Origin of the sequence: Arthrobacter sp. 9V (assembly GCF_902506065.1) — a bacterium.
Taxonomy (GTDB): domain Bacteria; phylum Actinomycetota; class Actinomycetes; order Actinomycetales; family Micrococcaceae; genus Arthrobacter.
Genome location: NZ_LR732912.1, coordinates 4,025,477 through 4,042,012 on the forward strand (window position 1 = coordinate 4,025,477; position 16,536 = coordinate 4,042,012).

At 62.1% G+C, this 16,536-nt stretch carries 13 protein-coding genes; 2 read left to right on the forward strand and 11 right to left on the reverse strand.

What is annotated here, in order from left to right; translation table 11 throughout:
- Positions 1 to 2: 2 nt before the first annotated feature.
- Entirely contained in the window at positions 3 to 1,199 is a 1,197-nt protein-coding gene (locus tag BACI9J_RS18475; RefSeq protein ID WP_159735650.1) for a hypothetical protein, read from the reverse strand.
- Between the two features lie 260 nt (positions 1,200 to 1,459).
- On the opposite strand from BACI9J_RS18475, the gene BACI9J_RS18480 reads away from it, so the two are divergent.
- Together BACI9J_RS18480 and BACI9J_RS18485 are read left to right on the forward strand one after the other, a co-directional pair.
- On the forward strand, positions 1,460 to 2,281 hold the full coding sequence (locus tag BACI9J_RS18480; RefSeq protein ID WP_035761154.1) for an HAD-IIA family hydrolase: 822 nt from the start codon (positions 1,460 to 1,462) through the stop codon (positions 2,279 to 2,281).
- 12 nt (positions 2,282 to 2,293) lie between these two features.
- The gene (locus BACI9J_RS18485) at positions 2,294 to 3,004 is read left to right on the forward strand and encodes a tyrosine-protein phosphatase (protein WP_159735652.1); all 711 of its coding nucleotides are present in this window, start codon (positions 2,294 to 2,296) and stop codon (positions 3,002 to 3,004) included.
- Here BACI9J_RS18485 and BACI9J_RS18490 read toward each other — a convergent pair whose 3' ends face one another.
- The 10 genes from BACI9J_RS18490 to uxaC all read right to left on the reverse strand — a co-directional run bounded on the left by BACI9J_RS18490 (position 3,005) and on the right by uxaC (position 16,493).
- Positions 3,005 to 4,129 carry a thioesterase domain-containing protein gene (locus BACI9J_RS18490; protein WP_159735653.1) on the reverse strand — a complete coding sequence of 375 codons (1,125 nt, stop codon included), beginning with the start codon at positions 4,127 to 4,129 and terminating at the stop codon, positions 3,005 to 3,007.
- Between the two features lie 15 nt (positions 4,130 to 4,144).
- Positions 4,145 to 4,717, reverse strand: a complete 573-nt coding sequence (pyrE, locus tag BACI9J_RS18495) for an orotate phosphoribosyltransferase (protein ID WP_159735654.1) — start codon at positions 4,715 to 4,717, stop codon at positions 4,145 to 4,147.
- Positions 4,718 to 4,722: 5 nt separating this feature from the next.
- Positions 4,723 to 5,706 carry a LacI family DNA-binding transcriptional regulator gene (locus BACI9J_RS18500; RefSeq protein WP_159736550.1) on the reverse strand — a complete coding sequence of 328 codons (984 nt, stop codon included), beginning with the start codon at positions 5,704 to 5,706 and terminating at the stop codon, positions 4,723 to 4,725.
- Between the two features lie 75 nt (positions 5,707 to 5,781).
- Positions 5,782 to 7,065, reverse strand: coding sequence for a multiple monosaccharide ABC transporter permease (mmsB, locus tag BACI9J_RS18505; protein ID WP_159735655.1), 1,284 nt, complete (start codon positions 7,063 to 7,065; stop codon positions 5,782 to 5,784).
- Positions 7,066 to 7,070: 5 nt separating this feature from the next.
- A complete protein-coding gene (mmsA, locus tag BACI9J_RS18510; RefSeq protein ID WP_159735656.1) occupies positions 7,071 to 8,600 on the reverse strand; it encodes a multiple monosaccharide ABC transporter ATP-binding protein in 1,530 nt (509 codons plus the stop codon).
- A 144-nt stretch (positions 8,601 to 8,744) separates the two neighbouring features.
- Positions 8,745 to 9,869, reverse strand: a complete 1,125-nt coding sequence (gene chvE / locus BACI9J_RS18515) for a multiple monosaccharide ABC transporter substrate-binding protein (protein WP_442858650.1) — start codon at positions 9,867 to 9,869, stop codon at positions 8,745 to 8,747.
- A 310-nt stretch (positions 9,870 to 10,179) separates the two neighbouring features.
- The gene (locus BACI9J_RS18520) at positions 10,180 to 12,459 is read right to left on the reverse strand and encodes a gluconokinase, GntK/IdnK-type (RefSeq protein WP_236558759.1); all 2,280 of its coding nucleotides are present in this window, start codon (positions 12,457 to 12,459) and stop codon (positions 10,180 to 10,182) included.
- Complete coding sequence (manD, locus tag BACI9J_RS18525) at positions 12,449 to 13,678, reverse strand: D-mannonate dehydratase ManD (RefSeq protein WP_159735657.1); 1,230 nt, start codon at positions 13,676 to 13,678, stop codon at positions 12,449 to 12,451. Before manD ends, BACI9J_RS18520 begins: the two co-directional genes overlap by 11 nt.
- A 38-nt stretch (positions 13,679 to 13,716) precedes the next feature.
- Positions 13,717 to 15,090, reverse strand: a complete 1,374-nt coding sequence (locus BACI9J_RS18530; protein WP_159735658.1) for a mannitol dehydrogenase family protein — start codon at positions 15,088 to 15,090, stop codon at positions 13,717 to 13,719.
- Entirely contained in the window at positions 15,087 to 16,493 is a 1,407-nt protein-coding gene (gene uxaC, locus BACI9J_RS18535) for a glucuronate isomerase (RefSeq protein ID WP_159735659.1), read from the reverse strand. Before uxaC ends, BACI9J_RS18530 begins: the two co-directional genes overlap by 4 nt.
- Positions 16,494 to 16,536 lie beyond the last annotated feature (43 nt).

Genomic DNA, 16,536 nt, shown 5'->3' on the forward strand with positions numbered 1-16,536 from the left:
CCTCAGACCATCTTCCACTTGTTGATGCGGTACGAGTTGCCCAACTGCTCAAAGAGTCCGGGGTGCGCGTCCCAGTACTCCTTGTGGCCGCTGACGCCAAGCATCTGCGGGGTGCCCCACGGTGTCACGGAGAACAGGTTCACGGCCTGAATCGCCTCTCCGCGGGCGTTGAGGCACGTGAACGCAATGACCACGGCTTGACCGCGGCGGAATTCACGGACCTCCGGCATGCTGGTCTTGAAATCGGAGGTGCATTTGTGGCCCACCAGGTTTTGGGGCAGCTCGGTGGCGGTCATTCCCTTGAAACGGGCTTCGATGGCTTGGATGGCCTTCTTGACCTCCTCGGGATCCTTGCCGTACTTGCCTTCCTCGGACTCCGCGAAGAATGCGTAGGCGAGCGCGATGCCGTCGCCATCCGTTTCGACTGTACCTTGGGCTTTCTTCTGGATCTCTACGCCCGTAGTGGGGTCCTTGGTAATGCCGAACGACTCGTCATGGGTCCACTCTGCGAGGTACTGGAACGACGATTCTCCCGAGACCCACTTGCTGAACAACGGGTCGCCGTCAGCGGGAACGTTGCTTGGTCCAGCCAAATCGTTCCAGCCCGCGGGAAGGGGGATGGCGTCGGCGGGGATCTCGGACGACGCCGAAGCCTCACTGGACGGTTCAGCAGACGGCTCCGCAGCTGCCTCGGAAGCTTCCTCGGAAGACGTCACCGACGGTTGCGGAGTATCAACGGCTGCGGGCTTGGTCATGGACGGAACCAGCCAGGTGAACGTCACCACCAGCGCAATGATCACGACGACGGCCACACCACCGAGGATGAGGAACAGCGACTTCTTGTTGTGCTCGCCCGGGTTCTGGCCGGGGCCCGCGGGTCCGCCCGGATAGTTTGGTCCGCCCGGCTGTCCAGGGTAGCCCGGCTGGCCCGGGTAGCCCGGCTGGCCCTGTTGTGCTTGAGGGTAGCGGTGCACGGTTTCGGCGTACTCGCCGTCGGGATGCTGCTGCGGCTGGTTCGGTTGCTGCTGTGCGGGGAATGCCTCAGTCCGGGCTTCCGGCTGGTACATCGGTTGCGTCTGGCCCGGCTGACCCTGGCCCGGCTGGTACTGGCTGTACTGGTCCTTGCCGGTGTCGTAGCGCGGCTGCGGCACGCCGTCGGGGTTGTAGGGAGGCTGAGGCGCTCCGTTGTTGTTGCTCATGACAGGCCCTTTCACATGCGGTAAGTGGGGACCTGCTGGAGCGCGGCGACATGAAAATCCACTATGTCGATCCCCCGACCCACGGTGGTGGCACGCCAGCGCCGCAACCAGCGTAATCCAATCCAAAGCATCCAACGCAAGTCACAAGCGATATCCACATGGGTAGAACTATCCACATAGGCGGGATCCCAGGAGGTTAAGGGAGCCTTTTGATGAAAGACTGGGACGCAGTGCATGTACAACCCCAGCCGGAGGCAAATATGGCAGAAGAAACCACGTCCACATCGGTTTACCGGAACGGCCACGAAATCGAATGCTGGCTCACGGACATGGACGGCGTCCTGGTCCATGAAAACCAGGCGATCCCCGGTGCGGCTGAGCTCATTCAGCGTTGGGTGGATACGTCCAAGCGCTTCCTGGTTCTGACCAACAACTCCATTTTCACGCCACGCGACCTCGCGGCCCGCCTGCGCGCGTCCGGCCTGGAAGTCCCGGAAGAAAACATCTGGACGTCCGCGCTGGCAACCGCCCAGTTCCTCAAGGACCAGGTCCAGTCCTCGGATTCGGGCAACCGTGCCTACACCATTGGCGAAGCCGGGCTCACAACCGCGCTTCACGAGGCAGGCTTCATCCTCACGGACACTGATCCTGACTTCGTGGTGCTCGGTGAGACCCGTACTTACTCTTTCGAGGCGATCACCATGGCTGTCCGCCACATCCTGGCCGGCGCCCGCTTCATAGCCACCAACCCGGACGCCACCGGACCCTCGAAGGACGGGCCCATGCCGGCAACCGGTGCAATAGCGGCCATGATCACCAAAGCCACTGGCCGCGAGCCCTACATTGTGGGCAAGCCGAACCCCATGATGTTCCGCTCCGCAATGAACCAGATCGATGCGCATTCGGAGACCACGGCAATGATCGGTGACCGCATGGACACAGACATTGTGGCCGGCATGGAAGCGGGCTTGCACACCGTCCTGGTACTCAGCGGCATCACACAGCGCGAAGAGATCGTGTCCTTCCCGTTCCGGCCCAACCAGATCCTCAACTCGGTGGCCGACCTCAAGAGCCAGATCTAACAAGGACAATCCATGGCTGTGCTCAATCTGCGTCCCCTGGCCGGTGGCCGGATACTCAGGGGAAGCCAGCCGTTCGGTTTGGATGCCGCTGCAACGTCGGGTTTCCTTGTGGAGCACGGCATCCAGGCCATTGTTGACCTGCGGAGCGAGCTTGAGCGCTCGTTGGTTCCGTGGCTTGTTCAGGATAACGACGGCGGTGGCGCGCCTGCCGCCGTCGTCCCGCCGGCGGTCGAGCTCATCCATAACCCGCTTGATCCGAATGCCATTGCCGGGTCGCTCCAATCCGTGGAAACGGCCGAGGACCTCGGCGACTTGTACTTGGGTTGGATCCGGCTGCGGCCGGAATGGGTGGGCGATGCCCTGAGGCCCGTCGCCCGCGGCAAACGCACCCTGGTGCACTGTTCGTTGGGCAAGGATCGGACGGGTGTGGTTTCGGCCATTGGGCTTCTGGCCACAGGAGCAACCGAGGAGCAAGTGGTGGCCGATTATGCGGCCACTACTGCAAATCTTCCTGACGTGCTGGAAGTCATGGCGGAAACATGGCGGCTGAGTGTCCCTTCAACACCGGCCGGGTATTTCAGCCCCGATCTCATGGTCCTGCAGAGCCCGGAAGGTGCCATGCGCCATTTCCTGGCCGGTTTTGCGAAGGAGTTCGGCGACGCGCGAAGCTTTCTGCGCGAGGCGGGCCTCACCGCCGTCGAGGTTGAATCGCTGGCTCTGTAACTAAGCCGGGCGGATGACTTTTCCGTTCGGCTCTTGGTACGACGGCTCCTCGGGCTGGGGTGGAAGGGGCTGCAGTTCATCCTGTACCCGTTCCAGCAGCGGCCGGTAGATGCCGCCGTTCCACTGCGGACTTGCGTGAGCGGGCCGGGCACCATCCGTGCTGAGCGTGGGCAGGGCCATATTGGCTCCAAAGACCTTGCTCCACCCCGCACGCGCCGACTCGTAGTCCACGGTGCCGTCCTTGGCGTTACCGATGAATGCCATCCTGGCGCCACCAATTTTTCCCGCCAGCCGGAGGCCGTCAAAGTGGTAGATGTATGCCGACTCGGTCTGTATCAGCACGCTGGAAGGGGCGATCGGCGAAAGTTGCTCCAATGATTGGTCCAGGATTTGCCGCCACGTGCGCTCGTCCTTGTGCGCCACCCGCTCCCCCAGCTCATAGCCGCCGCGCAGCACTGACGGGATGCGGAAGCCGTTCTCATAGAGGAACACCACTCCGTCGAACCAGCTCTGGTCCAGGACATCGGCGCGGCTGAACGGACTGGAATCCAGGACGATCAGCTGTGTCTCCAAGCCATGCAGCTCCAGCAGGCGGGCAGCTACCTGGGTGGCGAGCATTCCGCCGAAGCTGTGCCCGTAAAAGTACAGCTTCTCCAGTTCAAGCTCGCGGACATGGAGGATGATTTCGCGGACGATCTCGTCAACGTCCAGTCCAAGGTTGGAATATCCGACGGCGGCAAGACGTCCACGCTGATGCAGGGCAGGACGCAGCGAGCTGAGGATCCACTGGGCCTCTTCCCAGCTGGTTTTGTAGCCGGGAAAGAGTATCCAGCTGGCTTTGGGAAAGTACAGGTCCGAGTACGGATCAGGAACACGGAGGATCTTGGTTGCCCGCCGCTCGGCTTGGACGCGCCGGGTGAAGAGCATGTCCGCTGCAAGCGCCCCGGAAACTCCGGCCATGATGAGGAAGTTGCGGCGTGACGTCTTCTTCAGCCGGGCAGCGTAGGGCAGGATCCGGGCCCATGAGCCCGGATCCTCGGCCTGCTCCGGCTGTGAATCCACCGGCGCGGGGAGGCTTTGGTTCACCTCCGGCGGTGCCGGGAGCTTCCCTACCTGAACGTCCACGCAGCAAGCATAGGCTTAGTCGAGGCCCAGTTCATCCTTGCCGAAAGCGAAGAGGTACGGCACGCCGGTCTCGGCTTCGATCTTCTCTTTGGCCCCGGTGTTGCGGTCAACAATGACGGCCACGGCCACCACATTGCCGCCCGCTTTACGGACACCTTCGACGGCGGTCAGTGCGGACCCGCCGGTGGTGGACGTGTCCTCGAGGACCACTACGTTGCGGCCTTCAACCGAGGGACCTTCCACCTGACGACCCATGCCGTAGGACTTCTGGGCCTTGCGGACAACGAACGCATCCACGGCACGACCGGCATCGGCGGCAGCGTGCATCACGGCGGTACCTACGGGGTCGGCACCCATGGTGAGTCCGCCTGCGCACTCAACTGACACGCCGGCGTCGTCGATCATTGCCAACATGACCTGACCCACCAGTTTGGAGGCCTCGTGGTGCAAAGTGATGCGGCGGAGGTCAATGTAGTAGTCCGCTTCCTTGCCGCTGGAGAGGATCACCTTGCCGCGGACCACCGCCAGTTCTTTGATGAGTTCAAGGAGGCGGGCGCGGGCAGCAGCAGTATCAGGCGTGGAAGTCATGGCTCCTAGTTTAGTGGGGCCGCCGTGGTTGCGCGGATCACCAGGTGCGGATTGACGATCTGGTCAACCGTTCCGGCTTCTCCGTCCACCTGCTGCAGTACAGCTTCCATGCAGCGGCGGCCGAGTTCCTCGAAGTCCTGTTTGATGGTGGTCAGCGGCGGCATGAAGAATTCGGCTTCGGGCTGGTCATCGTAGCCCACCACGCTGATGTCACCCGGGACGTGGAGGCCGGCTTCCTGGACGGCACGGAGAACACCCACTGCCATCTGGTCGTTGGCGACGAATACCGCTGTGACCGCGCGCTGTTCAACGAGTTCAAGCCCGGCACGGTAACCGGATGCTGCGTCCCAGCCACCTTGGAGCAGGACGTCGGCGCCCAAGCCAGCGTTTTCCAGGGACTCCTGCCATCCTTTGATACGCTCGGCGGCATCAATCCAGTGCGGCGGGCCGGAGATGTGGGCAATGCGGTGGTGTCCCAAACCGATGAGATGATCCACCGCGAGGCGGGCTCCCAGCCGCTGGTTCAGGGATGCGCCCGTCAACTGGTTGCCCGCGCCGGCTCCCACAGCCACAATCGGCACGGAAAAGGAAACGTCGCGCAGGGCCGCGAGGACATCAGGGTGTGGAACCAGGATGACTATCCCGTCCACGGACTGATTCCGGAAGTGGGCGATGGCATCGTTAACGGATTCATCGGTCACTTCCCGGAGGTTAGCGATACTGACGAAGTATCCTGCCTCCCGCCCCGCTTGCTCCACTCCCAAGAGAGTATTCGCGGGTCCGAATTGGCCTGTCTCGCAGGCGAGCACACCGATGGTCCGGGACCGCCGGGTCACCAGGCTGCGGGCTGCGGTGTTCCGGCGGTACCCCAGCTGCGCGATGGCTGATTCCACGCGCTGCTTTGTGCGGACACTGACGTTGGGATGGTTGTTCAGGACGCGGGAGACGGTTTGGTGCGAAACTCCTGCCATCTTGGCAACATCGCCCATGACGGGAGGCCTGGCAGCGGCCCCCGCCCCGGGCTTGACCCGGGGCCGGAGCTCTCCCCCTGCGGACATGAGCGGCTATTTCGCGTCGACCGCGACGGGCTCAGACTTGGCCGGCGTGGACGTTTCGGTTGCCGGCGGAGTGGTCTTCCACTTGAAACGACGGCCCATGGAGGAGCCTCCACCGGAACCGGTGCGGTTCTTGTTGAAGATGTCGAAGCCGACGGCGAGCAGCAGCACCAGGCCCTTGATGAGCTGCTGGTAATCCGTGCCCAGGCCAAGGATGGACATGCCGTTGTTCAGGACGCCCATGATCAGGCCGCCGATCATGGCACCGGCTACAGTTCCAATGCCACCTTGGACTGCGGCGCCACCGATGAAGGCGGCAGCGATGGAATCGAGTTCGAATCCGGTACCGCCGGCGGGCTGTGCCGAGTTCAGGCGGGCAGTGAAGACCAGCCCGGCCAAGGCAGCGAGGACACCCATGTTAACGAAGAGGCGGAAGGTGACCTTCTTGGTCTTGATGCCCGAGAGTTCAGCGGCGTGGAGGTTTCCACCGATCGCGTAGGTGTGGCGGCCGAAGATGCTGTTGTTCATCAGTGCCGAGTACACGATCACCAGGACTGCGAGGACGATCAGGACAATGGGGGTGCCGCGGTAGCTGGCCAGCAGGAACGTGATGATGAGCATCAGTACTGCGATGAAGCCGTTCTTGACGGCAAACCAGGCCATGGGCTCATTCTCAAGGTTGAACTTGCGGCGAACCCGGCGTTCCTTGAGGGCCTGGAAAAGAATGGCGGCCGTGCCGCCGACGCCCAGGATCACTGTCAGCCATTCCAGGACGGATGTGCCGCCGGAAATATCTGGCAGGAAGCCGCCACCCAGCGCGCGGAGCTCGTTGGGGAACGGGGTGATCTGCTGGTTCTTGAGGGTAATGAGGGTCAGGCCGCGGAAGATCAACATGCCGGCAAGGGTGACGATGAAGGCGGGGATGCCCACATAGGCAATCCAGTAGCCTTGCCACGCGCCCACCAGGGCACCCACGAGGAGGCAGGCAGGGATGGCAAGCCACCATGCCCAGCCCCAATGGACGATCATCACGCCTGCAACGGCGCCGATGAAGCCTGCGATGGAGCCGACGGAGAGGTCAATGTGGCCGGCGATGATGACCATCACCATGCCGATGGCCAGGATCAGGATGTAGCTGTTCTGGACCACCAGGTTGGTGACGTTCTGCGGCTGGAGCAGAATGCCGTCCGTGAGTACCTGGAAGAGGATGACGATCAGGATCAGGGCGACGAAGATGCCAACCTGGCGGAGGCGGCTTGTGAGGAAGCCAAGGGATTCTCGTAGGGCGGACATGTTCGCTATTCCTTCTCTTTGGTCATGTAGTGCATGAGGGTTTCCTGGGTGGCTTCGGCGATGGGGACTTCGCCGGTGATGTGGCCTGCGGACAGCGTGTAGATCCTGTCGCAAATGCCCAGGAGCTCCGGAAGCTCAGAGGAGATCACAATGACGGCTTTTCCTGCCGCTGCGAGTTCCGCGATGATGGTGTAAATCTCAAATTTGGCGCCGACGTCGATTCCACGGGTTGGCTCGTCCAGGATGAGGACGTCGGGGTCTGAAAACATCCATTTGCTCAGCACAACCTTCTGCTGGTTTCCGCCCGAGAGCTTGCCGGTGATGGCAGCAACGGAAGGAGCTTTGATGTTCATGCTCTTCCGGTAGTGGTTGGCTACGGTGGTCTCTTTGTTGCCGTCCACCCATCCCCGTTTGGCCAGCTTGTTCAGTGCTGCCATGGAGATGTTCCGTTTGATGTCTTCGATCAGGTTCAGGCCGTAGTGCTTCCGGTCCTCGGTTGCGTAGGCGATTCCGTGCTCGATTGCGTCCGAGACGGTGGAGGTATTGATCTCCTGGCCGTACTTGTACACCTTGCCGGACACCGCCCGCCCGTAGGTCCGGCCGAAGACGCTCATGGCCAGCTCGGTCCGGCCGGCACCCATGAGCCCTGCCAGGCCAACTACTTCGCCCTTGCGGACGTTGAGGCTGGCGTTGTTCACCACCATGCGGGAATGGTCTTGGGGGTGCTGAACGGTCCAGTCCTCAATGCGGAGGACTTCCTCGCCGATGGAGGGGGTCCGGTCCGGGTACAGGCTTTCGAGGTCGCGGCCCACCATGCCGCGGATGATGCGTTCCTGGGTAATTTGGCCTTGGTCCAGGCGCAAGGTCTCAATGGACTTGCCATCGCGGATGATGGTGACGGCGTCAGCCACTTTGCGGATCTCGTTGAGCTTGTGGCTGATGATGATGCTGGTGACGCCCTGGCCTTTGAGGTGCAGGATGAGGTCCAGCAAATGGTCGGAGTCTTCATCATTCAGCGCCGCAGTGGGCTCATCCAGGATGAGGAGCTTCACCTCTTTGGACAGTGCCTTGGCGATTTCCACCAGTTGCTGCTTTCCAACGCTGATGTGCTGGATGGGGGTAACCGGGTTTTCGCTCAGGCCTACCCGGGCCAACAGCTTGGAGGCTTCCAGGTTGGTCTTCCGCCAGTCCACCCAGCCGTTCTTGGCAAGCTCGTTCCCGAGGTAAATATTCTCGGCGATCGACAGGTACGGGCTCAGGGCCAGTTCCTGGTGGATGATCACGATCCCGCGCTTCTCGCTGTCCGTGATGCTCGAAAACTCGCAGGGCTCGTTCTCGAAGAGGATGTCGCCGTCGAAGGTGTTGTGCGCGTAGACGCCGGACAACACTTTCATGAGGGTGGACTTCCCTGCTCCGTTCTCGCCGCATATGGCATGAACCTCACCGCGGTTGACGTCCAGGGTGACGTCCTGAAGGGCTTTTACCCCGGGGAAGGTCTTGGTGATTCCTCGCATTTGAAGAATGGGTACGTTCATCGTCAATTCCCGCTGACTGGTTGGAACTTGGCCGGGCCGAGGACTCGGACAGGCTCTAAGGGAGGCTGCGGCCCCACCGCTGCGCTGCTGCATAGACTGCGCGCTGCTGCACAGAACGGTGGGACCACAGGCCGGGGGACGTGATTACTTGACGTCGGCTTCTTTGTAGTAGCCCGAGTCGATCAGTTCCTTCTGGAAGTTGTCCTTGGTGATGATGACGGACTTCAGGAGGAAGGCCGGAACAACCTTGACCTTGTTGTTGTAGGTCTTGGTGTCGTTGGTTTCCGGCTCGGTGCCCTTGAGCACGGCGTCAACCATCTTTACGGCCTGAGCGCCCAGCTGGCGGGTGTCCTTGAAGATGGTGGAGTACTGCTCGCCGGCGATGATGGACTTCACGGAGCCCTTTTCAGCATCCTGGCCAGTGACTACGGGCAGGTTGCCGGTGGAGTATCCACCGGTGCTGGTCAGAGCGGAGATGATGCCGATGGACAGGCCGTCGTACGGGGAAAGAACGCCGTCCAGCTTGGTTCCGGAGCTGTAAGCCGAGGTGAGGATGTCTTCCATGCGCTTCTGGGCTACGGGTGCCTGCCAGCGCAGGATTGCTGCCTGCTCAAACTTGGTCTGGCCACTGGGAACCTTCAGGGTTCCTGCATCCATGTACGGCTTCAGGGTGTCCATGGCGCCGGTCCAGAAGAAGTTGGCGTTGTTGTCATCCGGGCTGCCGGCAAACAGTTCAACGTTGAATGGGCCCTTGCCCTCAACCTTTTTACCGCTCGCGTCCACCAGGCCCAGGCCGGTCAGCAGGGAGGTAGCCTGCTGGACGCCCACGGTGTAGTTGTCGAACGTGGTGTAGTAGTCAACGTTCGGCGTTCCGTTGATGAGGCGGTCATAGGCGATGACCTTGACGTTCTGCTCCTTGGCCTTGGCAAGGACGTCGGTCAGTGTGGTGCCATCGATGGCTGCGATGATGAGCGCCTTGGCACCCTTGGTCAGCATGTTCTCAATCTGGGAAACCTGCGTGGGAATGTCATCGTTGGCGAACTGGAGGTCGGTCTTGTAGCCAAGGTCCTTCAGGGACTTCTCAACGTTGGCGCCGTCAGCAATCCAACGCTCGGACGTCTGGGTGGGCATGGAGATGCCTACCAATGAATCGCTGGGATTCGCACTGCTGCTGGACTCCGCAGTGCCACCGCGACTACCGCAGCCTGTGGCTCCGACGGTCAAGGTAAGGACAACCGCTACGGCGCCCAGGAGTTTCTTCAATCTCACGATGCTCTCCTTCCGCGGCAGCATTGCCGCGAACTCTGATGCAGCCGGAGCATCTGCGCGTCCGGCACGGTGAAGCGTTTTTGTGGATTGCGGCCAGCTGATGCCACATGCCACGAAAGGTATTGCGAATGCCATTGTGAACGCTAACAATACCGTTGGTCAAGTGCTCTGGATCACGAAACGATTGCAGACTCCAAGCATCCGATGGACTCTTGACTTGAAACGTTGTTAGCGTTCACAATTGGCGGGCTCGCTAGAGAAAGGTAAAGCCCGGCACTGCTTTGCAGCAGTACCGGGCGGATGCCTGGGGTCAGAGGCGGGTGTCGAACGAATCGCAGAAGACGTTCTGGTTGAACGTTCCCTGAAATTCGGACTTGCCTTGGATCTTCCGTACAGTGGCGCGGATGGCTTCGCGCGATGCTGCGTGGGCGTGGATAACGGTCTTCACCATGGGGACATCGATCAGGTGGTTCGGCTGGTTCAGCGAAACAAACACCGTGGGAACTTCCGTGGCGTACCAAGGAATTTCGGCGGCCATGGGCGAGGACCACTTGATCCGGATGGAAGCCTCCTGCGCGAAACCCTTCACATTGGCAAAGACGAATGCGGCGTCGTACCTTTCCGAGTAGTCACCGGTGGCTTCCTCGGACAGAACCCGCATGAAGTTCATGCCGGCCTCCCCCGCCGCTTCGCGCTGCTCGGCGGTCCTGAATACGCTCACCTCAAAACCTGCAGCTTCCAGCTCTTCCCGGACGGTGTCCAGGTAGGCCAATGGATCAGCCCGTGTAAAGTCCGCGCCACCTGAGATGCCGTAGAGACGGATCCGCGGATGCGTCTGAGGCGTGATGGGCAAATTGGCAGCCGTGTCCTTCACCAAGGTGACGGTCTTGTCAGCCACCTCTGCGGCGATTTCACGGTGGGCTTCACTACCGATCACAGCCAAGGCGCCGGCTGATGGAACCAACGATTCCCGGGAAGCCAGGTGCAGTCCCAGGCTCGCCTTCAGGCCAAGAATCCGTCGGAGCGCATCATCCAACCGCGAATCGCTGATCACACCGGACTTGTAGCCATCCAGCATGTACCCGAAGTCCTCCTCGGGGTTCCGGAAGAACAAGAACATGTCGCAGCCGGCCGCAATGGTGGCTGGAACGAGGTCGCGCCGCTTCATGGTCTGCGTCAGGCCAACCATCAAGGAAGCATCCGTGAGGACCAGCCCGTTGAAACCAAGCTCGCCTCGGAGCAGATCCTGCAGGAGTTCCGGAGCAAGGGTTGCCGGCAGGATCTCAGCATCGGACAAACCGGGGCGGAAGTGCCGGGACACCTCCGGAGCACCGATGTGGCCCACCATGATGGACTGCACGCCGTGGCCGATCATCTCGCGGTACACGTGCCCGTAGCCGGCGTTCCACTCCTCATAGCCAAGAGTGTTGTAGGAGGTGACCACGTGCTGATCGCGCTCATCAATGCCATCGCCGGGGAAATGCTTCATGGCGCAGACAGTGGGTGATTCACTGATGCCGTCGAAGTACTCTTTGGCCCGTTCCACCACAACTTCCGGCGTGTTGCCGAAGGCCCGCGTGGAAATGACCGTGTTCCGCCAGTTGTAGTGGATGTCCACAATAGGCGCGAAGGCCCAGTTGCAGCCCAGCGCCGCGGTTTCGACGCCGGCCACCTGCCCCATTTTCCGGGCAATACTCTTGTCCGGATGCGAACCTGCCTGCAGGTGCGTGGAAACGAACGTGCCGTCGTCGCAGCTGCCCGCCCCACCCATTTCCGGGTTGGACGCAATCAGCAGCGGGATCCGGGTTTTGGATTGCGCATACCGGATGTGTTCCTGAACGGCCGACGACGGACCGGGACGGTAGCGCATGCCGCCCACGTGGAAATTCTCCAGCACTCCATCGAGGTACGCCGGCGAGTAGTCGTTGTTGTGATTGATGAACAGCTGGCCGATTTTCTCTTCCAGCGTCATGGAGCCGATGGCGCTCTCCACCCAGTCCACCGCTGAGTCGTCAAGGTTGAACGGCGCAGCTTTGAGGTCCACGAGGAACGCTCCGGCAGGCACCTGGGCCGAGCCGTTCAATCCTGCGACTGCTTCCTTCACTATGTCCTCCACGGATTCAGCAATGTCCACCACGATTCCCGCTTCGTCGTCCTGCAGGGGCTCCAGTGTTGCCAGTTGGGAGTCCAGGAGCGAGGCCGGCATGAAGTGTCCGGGCCGGGCAGTCATGCGGGCGTTCAGCAATTCACGGGTGCCGTGCAAGTGTACGAACACCACGGACGGATCGGCGCTGCGGATGATGTCCCGGTAGCTGCGCTTGAGCGCGCTGCACGCGATAACAAGAGCAGAGTTCGACGCCGCGAATCGCCTGCCGATTTCGGCCAGCCACGGTGCGCGGTCGTCGTCGTTCAGCGGAGTACCGGAGGCCATCTTGTGGATGTTCGCCTGGGGGTGCAGCGAATCGCCGTCGAGAAATTCAGCATCCAGGCGTTCGGCCAGGGCGGCACCCACGGTGCTCTTCCCGCAGCCCGCCACGCCCATCACTACAACGTGGCTGGGTTTACCAATCATGACCTCCCTACCAGTCATGAACAGTGCCGTCCACGAGGCGGTTGTACGGCAGGTAGGCCTGCTGGTACGGGAAGGCCGCGGCTGCTTCTTCGTTGAATTCGACGCCGATCCCGGGGTTGTCGCCCGGGTGCAAGTAGCCGTCCTTGAAGGTCATGGACTGCTGGAAGACCTCGTTGGTCTTGTCCGAGTGCTGCATGTATTCCTGGATGCCGTAGTTGTGGATGGCCAGGCCCACATGCAGCTGGGCGGCGAAACCAACCGGGGAGATGTCCGTGGGGCCGTGGAAGCCGGACTTGATCTGGTACTGGGCGGCGAAGTCCATGACCTTTTTCAGTGGGGAGATGCCGCCGAAGTGGGTGGAGGCTGCGCGGACGTAGTCGATCAGCTGTTCTTTGATGAGGGTCTGGAAGTCGAACACGGTGTTGAAGATTTCACCGATGGCCAGCGGGGTGGTGGTGTGCTGGCGGACCAGCCGCAGGCCTTCCTGGTTCTCGGCCGGGGTGCAGTCTTCCAGCCAGAAGAGGTCGTAGGGTTCCAGGGACTTGCCGAGCTTCGCGGCCTGGATGGGCGTCATCCGGTGGTGGCCATCATGCAGGAGGGGAATCTCGGGGCCGAACTCGTTGCGCACGGCCTCAAAAACGGTGGGCAGGTGACGCAGGTAGGCGCGGGTGTCCCAGTCCTCTTCCAAGGGGAAGTTGCCGCGTCCGGCGGGCTCATAGTCATAGCGTTCACCCGATGCCTGGGCCTGCGCCGCGACACCGTAGACGGCCTTGATGCCGGGGACCGCCGTCTGGATGCGGATGGATTTGTAACCCAGTTCCAGGTGCTCACGCACAGAGTCGAACAAGGACGGGATGTCCGCGCCGGACGCATGGCCGTAAGCGCGCAGCCCGTTCCGGGAAGCGCCACCCAGCAGCTGGTACACCGGCATGCCGGCAACTTTGCCCTTGATGTCCCACAACGCCATGTCCACGGCGGCAATCGCGGCCATGGTCACCGGGCCGCGGCGCCAGTAGGAGCTGCGGTAAAGGAACTGCCAGGTGTCCTCGATCCGGTGCGGATCCTTACCGATCAGCAGCTGCGCTACATGCTCCTTGAGATACGCGGCCACGGCGAGTTCACGGCCGTTGAGCGTGGCATCACCGATGCCCGTCACACCATCCTCCGTGGTGATGCGCAAGGTGACGAAGTTACGGGACGGGCTGGTCACAAAGACTTCAGCGGCAATGATTTTCACAGCTTTTCCTTTCGGGATGTGGCTGGGCAGGTGGCTTGTTATCTTGGATTGCCAGGAGCGGCAACCGCTTGCATTCGGGGTGCAAATTCACGGCCGAGCTTGTGCACGAGCTCTACTACGGCGGAATCCCGGGCGAGCTCGGAATCGAGCAACGCCATGAGCGCTGCTGTGCGCTCAAGCCCGGAAAGCTGGTTAGCCTCAGCCACCGCGACGGATTGAGGGTCCTGCAAGCCTGGGTTCGATTCAACGTACGAGGCCCACACGGCAATCATCCGCGCCGCGCCCTCGCCACTACGCCCCGACTCACGCTCGGCGCTGAGCACGGGGATGGCCCGCATGCGGAGTTTGGTGCTGGCGTCCATGGCGATCTGTGCCAGGTGGTGGGCGATCCGTGAATTACCGAAGCGTTCCAGCAACGCAGCCCTGTACTCCGGGATACGGAGGTCATCGCCGGCAAGGTGTCGGGACGCTTCATCCCAGAACTCCTCCACAGCGTGGGAGCACACGGGATCAGCCAAAGCTTCGGCAACCGTGGTGTGCCCACGAAGCTGCCCGGCGTAGGCAAGGATGGAGTGGGCGCCGTTGAGGAGCCACAGTTTGCGGTTTTCGTACGGCTCTATGTGGTCCACGAACACTGCGCCGGCATCCTCCCAGCGTGGGCGTCCGGCAGGGAAGTCGCCGCTGAGCACCCAGTTGCGGAACGGCTCGGCCACCACCGGCGCTTCATCCCGGTAGCCGCACTCGCGGGCCACCAGGGCAACGTCTTCAGGGGTAGTACGCGGGGTGATCCTGTCCACCGAGGTGCTCACAAAGCTGACGTTGGCTTCAATCCAGGCCGTCAGTCCGGCGTCCACCTCCTTGGCAAGGTTCAACACCGCATTGCGTGCCACGTTGCCGTTGTCCGAGAGGTTGTCGCAGGAAACAACGGCGAGGGGACCGGCGTCGGCGTCCCTCCGTGCGGCGAGGCCGCGGACCAAACGGCCCAACGGCGTCGTGGGTTCCTGACCCGCGGAGCGCAGCAAGGCAGCGTCGTCCGCGGCAAACCCGTAGGCAGCTTCGGTGATGGTCAGCGTGACCACGGCGGTTTGGGGCGCTGCCAGCAGTTCCACCAATCGCGCCACGTTGGCGCCATCAACGGCTTCCACAATGCTGCCTACAACTTCGAACGAGTCACCCGAGTCGGAGCGCTCCACCACGGTGAACAGGCCGTCCTGGGCGGCCAGGACCTCGGCGGCGTCCGGGCGGCGGCCCGTGAAAGAAGCAATACCCCACTCCCCCGCGTCGCCGGCGTGCTGCGTGAACCAGGCTTGGTGCGAGCGATGAAAAGCGCCGAGGCCCAGGTGAACAATGCGCACCGGTGCTGTTGCGGCCGGCGAAACCGAACGGCTGAGGCGCGGCAGTTCGGCGGTCATAGTTTGAACACCCTGCGGGGCGAGGAATCGACGACGTCGAGGATCAGCTCGTGCGCGCGGTCTTCAGTAACGCGGTGCTCGGCTACAAGGCGCGCGAGGAAGGACGCTTCGATCCTGCGGGAAGCATCATGCCGTGCGGGAATGGAGCAGAACGCGCGGGTGTCATCAATGAAGCCGGAGGACCTCGAGAAGCCGGCGGTTTCCGTGACAGCGGAGCGGAAGCGCAGCATGGCATCCGGGGCGTCGAGGAACCACCACGGCGCGCCAATGTAGACGGACGGGTAGAAACCGGCCAATGGTGCGAGCTCACGGGAGAAAACGGTCTCGTCCAGGGTGAAGAGAACCAGGTGGAAATCCTTGGCCGTGCCGAAGTCCTGCAGCAACGGGCGGATGGCCTCGGTGTAGTTCACCGCAAACGGAATGTCGTGGCCGGTGTCGGCTCCGAAGGACTCAAAGGTGGGGCCATGGTGGTTGCGGTAGGAGCCCGGGTGGATGGTCATCACCAGCCCGTCGGCCACAGACATGCGCGCCATCTGGTACATCATGTGGGCCTCGAAGGCATCGCGATCAGCAGCCGTGGCCTTGCCTGCCCGGGCCCGCTCAAAGAGCGCTTCCGCTTCCGCGGCCTCAAGCTTGAGGGTGGCCGGAGTGCGAACGCCATGGTCCGCGGAAACCGCTCCGTGCTCCACGAAATAGCGACGACGGTTTTCCAGGGCCGCGATGTAGCCGGTGTAGCCAGTGGCGCCGTCGCCTGCTGTCTCGATCAAACGGTCAACGTTGGCGCTCCAGCCGGGATGAGCCACATTGAGATAGGCATCGGGCCGGAACGTGGGGAGAACGCGGCCGTTGAAACTGGGGTCCTCAGTGAGGGCCTTGTGGCTGGCAAGGTTATCCAGGGGATCGTCAGTGGTGGCCAGGACCTCAATATTGAAGTCCTTGAACAGCTGCCGCGGGCGGAAGTCCGGCTCCACCAGCTTTGCGGCAATCGCGTCATAGCTGGCATCGGCCGTCATCTCACTGAGGTCTGCGCCCAGCTTGAACACATCATTGAACTGGGTGCGCAGCCAGTACCCGGAAGCGGTGCCCTCGAACAACGGCCAGGCCTGGACGAACTGCCGCCAGATCTCCCGGGAACCGGGCGCGGACGCCGTCCTGGCCAGCAGCTGATCCATCGGAACACCATTGGCGTGGATCAGGCGGGTGACGTAGTGATCCGGGCTGACCAGAAGTGCCGCGGGGTCCGGGAACGGCGTGTTTTGTTCGATGACAGCGGCGTCAACGTGGCCGTGGGGAGAAATGATGGGCAGGTCCTGGACGCGTTCCAGCAAGGACCGCGCGATGCTGCGCGTCCCGGGATCTGCGGGCAGGAGCCTGTCAGGGTGTGCGGCAATGGACTGTGACATAGGTCAATCTTGCGGTCCGGTTCCACGCTTTGTCAACCGGTTG

Excerpts from the sequence above, each read along its gene's own strand:
- mmsA (WP_159735656.1), bottom strand. The coding sequence starts at position 8,600 with ATGAACGTACCCATTCTTCAAATGCGAGGAATCACCAAGACCTTCCCC.
- pyrE (WP_159735654.1), bottom strand. The coding sequence starts at position 4,717 with ATGACTTCCACGCCTGATACTGCTGCTGCCCGCGCCCGCCTCCTTGAA.
- mmsB (WP_159735655.1), bottom strand. The coding sequence starts at position 7,065 with ATGTCCGCCCTACGAGAATCCCTTGGCTTCCTCACAAGCCGCCTCCGC.
- BACI9J_RS18530 (WP_159735658.1), bottom strand. The coding sequence starts at position 15,090 with ATGACCGCCGAACTGCCGCGCCTCAGCCGTTCGGTTTCGCCGGCCGCA.
- uxaC (WP_159735659.1), bottom strand. The coding sequence starts at position 16,493 with ATGTCACAGTCCATTGCCGCACACCCTGACAGGCTCCTGCCCGCAGAT.
- BACI9J_RS18500 (WP_159736550.1), bottom strand. The coding sequence starts at position 5,706 with ATGGGCGATGTTGCCAAGATGGCAGGAGTTTCGCACCAAACCGTCTCC.
- BACI9J_RS18485 (WP_159735652.1), top strand. The coding sequence starts at position 2,294 with ATGGCTGTGCTCAATCTGCGTCCCCTGGCCGGTGGCCGGATACTCAGG.
- BACI9J_RS18520 (WP_236558759.1), bottom strand. The coding sequence starts at position 12,459 with ATGACTGGTAGGGAGGTCATGATTGGTAAACCCAGCCACGTTGTAGTG.
- BACI9J_RS18480 (WP_035761154.1), top strand. The coding sequence starts at position 1,460 with ATGGCAGAAGAAACCACGTCCACATCGGTTTACCGGAACGGCCACGAA.
- BACI9J_RS18475 (WP_159735650.1), bottom strand. The coding sequence starts at position 1,199 with ATGAGCAACAACAACGGAGCGCCTCAGCCTCCCTACAACCCCGACGGC.